The following is a 5,823-nucleotide window of genomic DNA, read 5'->3' on the forward strand; positions in this document are numbered from 1 at the left end:
CCCAGGGGTTTGCCCGTAATAATTTCTATTAAAATGGTAATGACATGTCCACCGTCAAGTGCCGGAATCGGCAAAAGATTCATGAATGCCAGAATGAGAGAAAGAAGTGCAGTTATCGTCCAGAAATTCAGCCATATCCACTCACCACCATAAATTGTGGCAATACCAACAGGGCCTTTGAGTGCTTTTCTGGGATCAACCTCACCCTTAAACAACTTGACAAAGCCAAGAGTATTTTCCTTAAGCATGAACCATGCACGGTTATTCCCGACCTTAAATGATTCAAAAAATCCGTAATAATGTGTGTCGGTAACCACTTTAAATTCAGGATAAAACCCTATTTTCCCGTTTTCATCAATTTCAACATTCTGTAAAACAAGGGTATCTGAATTTCTTAAAACAGTCAGGTCAACTTTCTTTTTGTTTTTTGCCAGACGGTCCACAAAGTCGTAATAATACATTACAGGCGTATCATTTACAGCAATGATGACATCCTGAGCCTTTAATCCGGCCTTATCGGCATTGCTTTTCGGCTTTACCTTCCTGACATAGAAGTGATAGCCGGGCTGAATAAAATTGTTCAAACCTTCATCCACAACTTCATTCAGAAAGTTTTCAGGTGTTTGAATGACTGTATCTTTTCCGTTTCTCCTGATTTCCACTTTTGCATGGTTAGACAAAAGAAGCTGATAGCTGTAGAGATCCGAAAATTCATTCAGCTGCGAAACAGGTTTATTGTTGATACTGATGAGTGTATCCCCTGTCTGAAAACCAACTTTTTTGCCATAATCAAGTGCCACAATAGCCGGATCATTCTTTGACAAAGGAATGGTAACATCTCCGGTCTTCAGAGCAATCATCGAAAACATGAAAATGCCAAGAATCAGGTTCATAAACACACCGGCTACCATCACAATCAGCCTTTGCCATGTTGGTTTTGAACGAAACTCCCATGGCTGTGGCGGTTGCTTCAGTTGCTCCTTATCGAGTGATTCATCAATCATACCCGAAATTTTCACATAACCGCCAAGAGGAAACCATCCCAGGCCGTATTCCGTTTCGCCCCTTTTAAAACTGAAAATTTTTGTTTTTCCAAAATCAAAGAAAATGTAAAATTTTTCAATTCTCATCCCAAAAGCCTTGGCTGCAAGAAAATGCCCAAGCTCATGAACAAAAACAAGAATGGATAAGCCGAGCAACAACTGCCCGATCATGACTAATGCCTGCATAAAGTGTTACTATTTTTTAAAGATGACAATTTACTCTGAAAAATTAAGAAAACCAGCATTTATGCAATATCACTGCCAGTAAATGCCTCTGCAAAATTGCAGTTTATTTCCTGATAAAAAGAACCCTTAATTGATACAATTGTTTTTTCTTTGTACAAGCTTTTAACGAACTAAATTCAATTAAAAATGAAGAATTTACTGATAATTTTACTGGCTTTCTCGCTGGTCTCATGCAGTTACCACAACAAATACAAAAAGGAAAGCATACGCCACAACCGACTTGTGCTGGCTAATGCCTTTTCCACTGGCGACAGGCAGACAGCTATTGCTGCCATTCAAAACATACTGGCTTTTGATACGGTCAACATGGGGCTTCTCGATACCCTGTCAAAGCTTTATGTTCAGCTTGATGACCTTGGCAGTGCTTATCAGACGGCCTCAAAAATGATTAAAATCGATACTGCCAATCTCGATGCACTTGAAGTTTATGGTACTATGGCCTCCCGATTAAATAAATCAACAGAAGCCCTTCAGGCATTTACCAAACTGTATAACAAAAAGAAAAATACAGCGTTTTTATATGAAATCGGAGTTCAAAGCTTCAATACCGGTAATCCGCAGAGCGGTAAAATCGTTATCGAATCTTTATTAAACATGCCTCAGGCGTTGAAAGATGTTTATGTGGTACGTCTGGGTCCTTCCAATTATATCAGTGTTCCAGTTATTTCCATGGCTTATTATTTCCTCGGAACATGGGAAGAAATAAATGGTAATAAAGAAAAAGCCAAAGAATATTACCGCAATTCCCTGAATTTTGCTCCCGACTTCAGTCTTCCCCTTGCCAAACTCAGGTAAGCACTATTTTTTTGATTTTCACGTTTGAAGTGTAACTTCTGTCATGATGAAAAAATATTCGGTCTATATCATTATCTTTCTTTGCCTCGTGGTCATCTGGCAGTTTTTTATGTTTAATACCATTACTTCCCGTGAGAAACACCGCAGTGAATTTCTGGAACATTATCGTGTATATTCACTGGAATTGCCTGATCATCTGACTTTTGCAGGGGAAAATGTGCCGCTTGAATCGGAGGATGTCCGCGAAAGACTCGACCGTGAATTACTGGTGAATGTTTACTGGCAGTCAAATACCTTACTCAATATCAAACGGGCTTCCCGCTGGTTCCCGGTCATTGAAGCCATTTTAAAGAAGAATGGTATTCCGGACGATTTTAAATATGTCGCCATGGTAGAAAGCGGTTTTCAGAATGTTACCTCTCCCTCAGGGGCACAGGGATTTTGGCAGTTTCTGGAAGAAACGGGAAAAAAATATGGTCTTGAAATCAATGAATATGTCGATGAAAGATACCATGTCGTCAAAGCCACCGAAGCTGCCTGTGCTTATTTCAAAGAAGCTTACGGATACTTTAATAACTGGACATTAACGGCTGCTTCCTACAACATGGGAATAGGTGGTATTGTCAATCAGTTAAACAAACAAAAAACGGCTTCTTTTTATGACCTCTATCTGAATATCGAAACAAGCAGATATATTTTCAGAATACTTGCGGCCAAACTCATATTTGAAAATCCTGAAGATTATGGCTTTTATGTTTTGAAAAGTCATCTTTACAAGCCATACAACACTTATCAGGTCATAATCGACTCTCCTCTTACTTCCCTTGTCGATTTTGCTCTTTCTCAGGGGATTACCTACCGGACATTAAAATTGCTCAATCCATGGCTGCGTTCAACTGAATTGCCCAACAAAAACAAAAAAGTCTATTACATTGATCTGCCTGAAAAAAACAGCACTGTTATCGAAGAAGAAGATAAAGTTGGCGAACCAAAGAAAGAAGAACCTGTCCGGATTTATGAACCAAAACCTGACAGCATTGTTTATTTCACAGCCGAAAGAAACATGAAACTGAAAGAAATTGCCGTTTTATATCATGTCAGCGAAGCACAGCTGAAAGAATGGAATTCATTAAAATCTTCAAAAGTTAAAAAAGGGAGCTGTCTCAGAATAATAATCAGGAAATAAATATGGATGACGTTTTTGAGGAAGGGAAAATCAGTATTTACGGAGCTTGCGAACATAACCTGAAAAACATCAGTCTTGATATTCCAAGAAACAGGCTGGTAGTGATCACCGGCCTCAGCGGAAGCGGTAAAAGCTCGCTTGCCTTTGATACTCTTTATGCCGAAGGTCAAAGGCGTTATATGGAAACTTTTGCTTCCTATGCCCGCCAATACATCGGAGAAATGAGACGCCCTGAGGTGGAAAAAATTGAGGGACTTAGCCCCGTCATCTCAATTGAACAGAAAAGCGGGAATAAAAATCCCCGTTCAACAGTCGGAACCATTACTGAAATTTATGATTTTCTGCGTTTGCTTTATGCCCGCATTGCCGATGCCTACTCTTACCTCAGTGGTGAGAAAATGGTCAGATATACGGAAGAACAATTGCTGGCTGCCATTTTTGAAAAACACTACAACAAACTGATTAACATTTACTTTCCGGTTGTTAAAGCCCGTAAGGGACACTATCGTGAACTGTTTGAACAGTACAGGAAGCGAGGTTATACAAAAGTCAGGGTTGACAGAAAACTGCGGGAAATTCAGCCGGGAATGGAAGTCAGCCGCTATCAGATACACGACATTGAAATATTGGCAGACAGGGTAGTCATTGCCCCGAAAAATGCTGAAAGATTAAAATCTTCCATTCAGCTTGCCCTGAAAGAAGGAAAAGGAACTATTCTGGTAACAGAAGAAGACTCTCCGGAAGTATTTTATTACAGCCGCAATTTGATGGACCCGATAAGCGGATTGTCTTATGATGAACCCCAACCCAACACTTTTTCATTCAACTCTCCCTATGGTGCCTGTCCGGCCTGCCAGGGACTCGGTAAAACCTATAAAATTGATGAAGAAACAATTATTTTAAACGAAAATAAAAGCATCAGGGAAGGCGGATTGCTGATTATTGATCCCAAAAAAGACCATTGGACTACTGCTATCATTAAAGGCCTCGTTCTCCGTTATCAAATCGACATCGATACCCCTGTCAAAGACCTGCCAAAAGATAAACTCGACAAAATTCTTTATGGCTCGAATGATGAGATACTTATTAAAACAGCCTTCATGGACTATGAACTGAAATTTGAAGGACTGATAAAACGTTACAAAAATCTCATCAACAATCAGGAAAGCAGCCACATCAGGGAAGATCTGCTGGAATTTATTCCCCTCGTCATCTGTGAGGATTGTGGAGGATCAAGGCTGAAAAAAGAAGCCCTCTTTTTCAGAATAGATGAAAAAAATATTTATGAAGCCGCTTCGCTGCAACTGAATGATTTTTACAACTGGATAGTAAAGCTGGAACAACAATTAACCGGAAATAAAAAAATTATCGGGACAGAAATCCTGAAAGAAATCAGGGAAAGGACTTCATTTCTGGTGGATATTGGTTTAGGGTACCTGTCGTTGTCGAGGCCGGTGGCCTCTCTCAGCGGAGGTGAAGCCCAGCGTATCAGACTGGCCACTCAGATTGGCTCGCATCTGATAAATGTTACCTATATTATCGATGAACCCAGTATAGGCCTTCATCAACGCGACAATCACCGGCTTATCAACGCCCTGAAGGAATTGTCACGCATAGGGAACAGTGTCATCGTGGTTGAACACGACAAGGAAATGATGCAAAATGCGGATTTTATTGTAGATTTGGGTCCTGGGGCAGGTATTCATGGCGGCAACCTCATCGCCACAGGGACACCCGCTCAGATTAATCAATCTAAAGGTATCACTGCCGATTACTTGTCAGGTGTTAAAAAAATTGAGATTCCTAAAAAAAGAAGAAAAGGAAACGGCCTTTTCCTCGAATTATCGGGAGCCAGAGGGCACAATCTTAAGGATGTTCATCTCAAAATTCCGCTTGGTACGCTCGTTTGTGTGACTGGAGTTTCGGGAAGCGGCAAATCTTCTCTTATAAACGAAACATTATATCCTATCCTGAAAAACAGGTTTTACAGAACAAAAACACCGCCTCTCCCCTACAGCGAAATCAAAGGCATTGAAAACATTGACAAAGTCATCGAAATTGACCAGCAACCCATTGGCCGTACCCCCCGTTCCAATCCTGCCACTTACACAGGTACTTTTTCACTCATCAGAAATATCTTCACTGAACTGCCTGAAGCAAGAATACGCGGTTATAAGCCCGGACGTTTTTCTTTTAATGTGAAAGGTGGCAGATGTGAAGAATGCGAAGGAGCCGGAGAAAAAACTATTGAAATGAACTTTTTACCCGATGTTTTGGTTACCTGCCCGAAATGTCTCGGAAAAAGATATAACCGTGAAACTCTTGAAGTCAGATACAAAGGGAAATCCATTAATGATGTTCTCAATATGACTCATGAGGATGCACTGGAATTTTTCAGCAATATTCCTCAACTGAAACGAAAACTGAAGACCATGGTGGATGTCGGGCTGGGATATATTACGCTCGGACAAAGCTCCGTAACACTCAGCGGTGGAGAAGCACAACGGGTCAAACTGGCTGCCGAATTAGCCAAAAGGGATACCGGAAAAACAC

At 40.6% G+C, this 5,823-nt stretch carries 4 protein-coding genes; 3 read left to right on the forward strand and 1 reads right to left on the reverse strand.

Annotation, left to right across the window (positions count from 1 at the left end; genetic code table 11):
- Positions 1 to 1,229: RIP metalloprotease RseP (gene rseP / locus GX437_07345; protein ID NLJ07467.1), on the reverse strand; the 1,229-nt coding region annotated here is incomplete at its 3' end.
- 186 nt (positions 1,230 to 1,415) lie between these two features.
- Between rseP and GX437_07350 the strand changes: the two genes are divergently transcribed.
- From GX437_07350 to uvrA, 3 genes are all read left to right on the forward strand, one after another.
- Positions 1,416 to 2,084 carry a hypothetical protein gene (locus GX437_07350; protein NLJ07468.1) on the forward strand — a complete coding sequence of 223 codons (669 nt, stop codon included), beginning with the start codon at positions 1,416 to 1,418 and terminating at the stop codon, positions 2,082 to 2,084.
- A gap of 46 nt (positions 2,085 to 2,130) precedes the next feature.
- A complete protein-coding gene (locus tag GX437_07355; GenBank protein ID NLJ07469.1) occupies positions 2,131 to 3,270 on the forward strand; it encodes a transglycosylase SLT domain-containing protein in 1,140 nt (379 codons plus the stop codon).
- 2 nt (positions 3,271 to 3,272) lie between these two features.
- On the forward strand, positions 3,273 to 5,823 hold a 2,551-nt coding region (gene uvrA / locus GX437_07360; protein ID NLJ07470.1), incomplete at its 3' end, for an excinuclease ABC subunit UvrA.

It is taken from the genome of Sphingobacteriales bacterium (assembly GCA_012517435.1).
In the GTDB taxonomy this organism is placed as follows: Bacteria; Bacteroidota; Bacteroidia; order CAILMK01; family JAAYUY01; genus JAAYUY01.